Source organism: Rhodococcus sp. P3_B8 (assembly GCF_056402775.1).
The window spans coordinates 1-2,341 of record NZ_JBFUGT010000553.1; the positions used below are offsets into that span (position 1 = coordinate 1).

Here is a 2,341-nt window from a genome sequence, read left to right on the forward strand (position 1 = left end):
GCCACGACGACGGCAGACCAGGGGCCGCGGGCGCCGACTTCCTCGTCCAGGATCACCGTTCCCGGTACCAGCGGTGCGGTCTCGATGGTGGTGGTCATGCCTGCTCCCGTCCCTGGCGCTGCGCTGCAGCCCAGACGTCTTCGGTGTTGAGAAAGGCTCGGTGGTACTCCGGGTCGGCGTCGACAGGCTCGGCCACGTCGACGCCGGTCCAGGCGAGCACTTCGAGCGAGGTCGTGCCGTACGTCGGCGACGGATCGAGCGGGTGCGCCGTGTTGGCGATCAGGACGATCACCGGGAGGTGGATCACGAGGTCGACCGCGGTGTCCGCGCCGGCGGACCCGATGCTGCTCAGCGCCCCGTCCTCCCCCACCCGCACCCCGTGGAAGAACGACAGCGACGGCGGCAGGTCGCGCCGCCCGAGTCCGTGCTTCGCAGCCGCCACCGTGAAGAGTTCACGGCCGGCGGGGGATGCCGAATGCAGGCTGCCGTCACCGTATTTCGCGGTGTTCGAGGCGAGCGACGTGGTGCCGCAGAGGGCGTCGTGCCGCCCGGACCCGTCCGACACGAGCGTCGCGAGCACCCGCCCCTGATCGGAGAGCAGCGGATGTCCCGCCCCCAGGTACGCCTGCCACGGCACCTTGACGGTGTCGGCGACGTTGAGCCGCTCCCACGGCGCGTCCGCCCGGTACAGCAGCAGGTGGGCGCAGGCCCGGCCGTCGAGGTCACGCAGTCGCAGTCGCGTGCCGCGGCCCAGCACCTTCGTGGTGTACCGGCCACCGGGAACCGTCTCCGCCCACGTGAGCTGTGCCGGATCGATGTCGGACGGTGGGGTCGGCCAGGACGACGCCGGGACCACCGGCATCGAGTCGGTGATCACTCCCGACTGGGCACGCGCGTGTTCCTTCGCGGCACTGGTGGTCGACGTGTCCACTGAGGTCATGTCAGGCTCCGATCGTGACGGGGTTGGGGGTCGTGCGGCCGCGCGGGAAGCACGCGACTCCGAGCGCGACCACGGCGGCGACGGTGACGGGGGCGGCCCACCGCAGGAGGGGGTAGTCGCCGCTGGGGTCGAAGATCTCCGCGCGCGGCCAGGACAGGTTGACGACCATCAGCGCTCCGTAGCCGACGGCCAGGATGTTGACGGGAAGGCCGAACCGTCCGAGCGAGTACAGCTTCCGTCCGTCCGCGTCGACCTGCGGTCCTCCGTGCGGCCAGCCTTTCAGCCTGCGCAGCAGGAGCGGCACCGTGACCATCAGGTAGGCGAGGTAGATCAGGATGATGCAGACACTCGAGAGGGTCGCGAAGATGGCGGAGTTCCCGACGTTGACCGCGAGGATGCCGATGCAGACCAGGCCGATCAGGACGGAGGGCGCGATGGGTGTTCCGGTGCGGGTGTTCACCGTCGACAGAATCTGCGAGGCGGGCAGCCGTCCGTCGCGTGCCATCGAGAACACCAGCCTCGACGCCGCCGTCTGGATGGCCAGCGTGCAGACGAACACGGCGATCGCGACGTCGACGAGCAGGAGTGTGCCCCAGGGCGAGCTGAGGATCGACGAGAGCACGTACGGCAGGCCCTCGGCGGCAAGACGGCCGTCGGTCAGGCTCGGTGCAGCCATCAGCGCGCCGATGATCATCAGCCCACCGCCGAGCGCCGACACGGACAGCGCGAGGCGGATCGTGCGCGGCGCGACCCGGCGCGGGTTGCGTGTCTCCTCGGCGAGTTCGCCCGCGGAGCCGAATCCGACCATGACGTAGGCCGCCATCAGACCCGACACGATCCACGCCCATCCGTACCCGGGTGACGCCCCGGCGGTGCCGGTGTCGAACACGACCTCCGGTCCGCGCTGGGCGTGGGTGAGGAACATGCCGATCACCGCGATGACACCGACGATCTCGCAGGTCACGCCGATGTTGTTGATCCTGGACATCCAGTTGACGCCGATGCAGTTGATGAACGTGGTCACCACGAGGAGGACGGAACCCAGCAGCACCGCGTTGGCGGCGCCACTCGCGGACGTCAGCGTGCTGTCCTCACCGATGATCTGAAATCCGCTCCACACATTCGGGAGCACGACCTGCAGCGCGATGGCCGCGGCGGATGCCGTCACCATCTGCGCGAGGATCATGAACCATCCGGCGAACCAGCCGACCACCTCGCCGCCCATCCGGCGTGACCACTGGTAGATCGCCCCCGAGATGGGGTACCTGGCGGCCAGTTCGGCGAAGTTGAGCGCCACCATGAACTGGCCGACGAACACCACCGGCCACGTCCAGAAGAAGGCGGGTCCGGCGAATCCGAATCCGAGCCCGAAGAGCTGGAAGATGGTGGTGAGGATGGAGA

General features: G+C 69.1%; 2 protein-coding genes and 1 pseudogene. All 3 read right to left on the reverse strand.

What is annotated here, in order from left to right; genetic code table 11:
- Positions 1 to 98 (reverse strand): annotated as a pseudogene (locus tag AC1D1G_RS44410) (urea amidolyase associated protein UAAP2); the annotation flags it as partial.
- Positions 95 to 940 carry an urea amidolyase associated protein UAAP1 gene (locus AC1D1G_RS44415; protein WP_477956852.1) on the reverse strand — a complete coding sequence of 282 codons (846 nt, stop codon included), beginning with the start codon at positions 938 to 940 and terminating at the stop codon, positions 95 to 97. The pseudogene AC1D1G_RS44410 and the gene AC1D1G_RS44415, both read right to left, overlap by 4 nt.
- 1 nt (position 941) lies before the next feature.
- On the reverse strand, positions 942 to 2,341 hold a 1,400-nt coding region (locus AC1D1G_RS44420; RefSeq protein ID WP_477956853.1), incomplete at its 5' end, for an amino acid permease.

Excerpts from the sequence above, each read along its gene's own strand:
- AC1D1G_RS44415 (WP_477956852.1), bottom strand. The coding sequence starts at position 940 with ATGACCTCAGTGGACACGTCGACCACCAGTGCCGCGAAGGAACACGCG.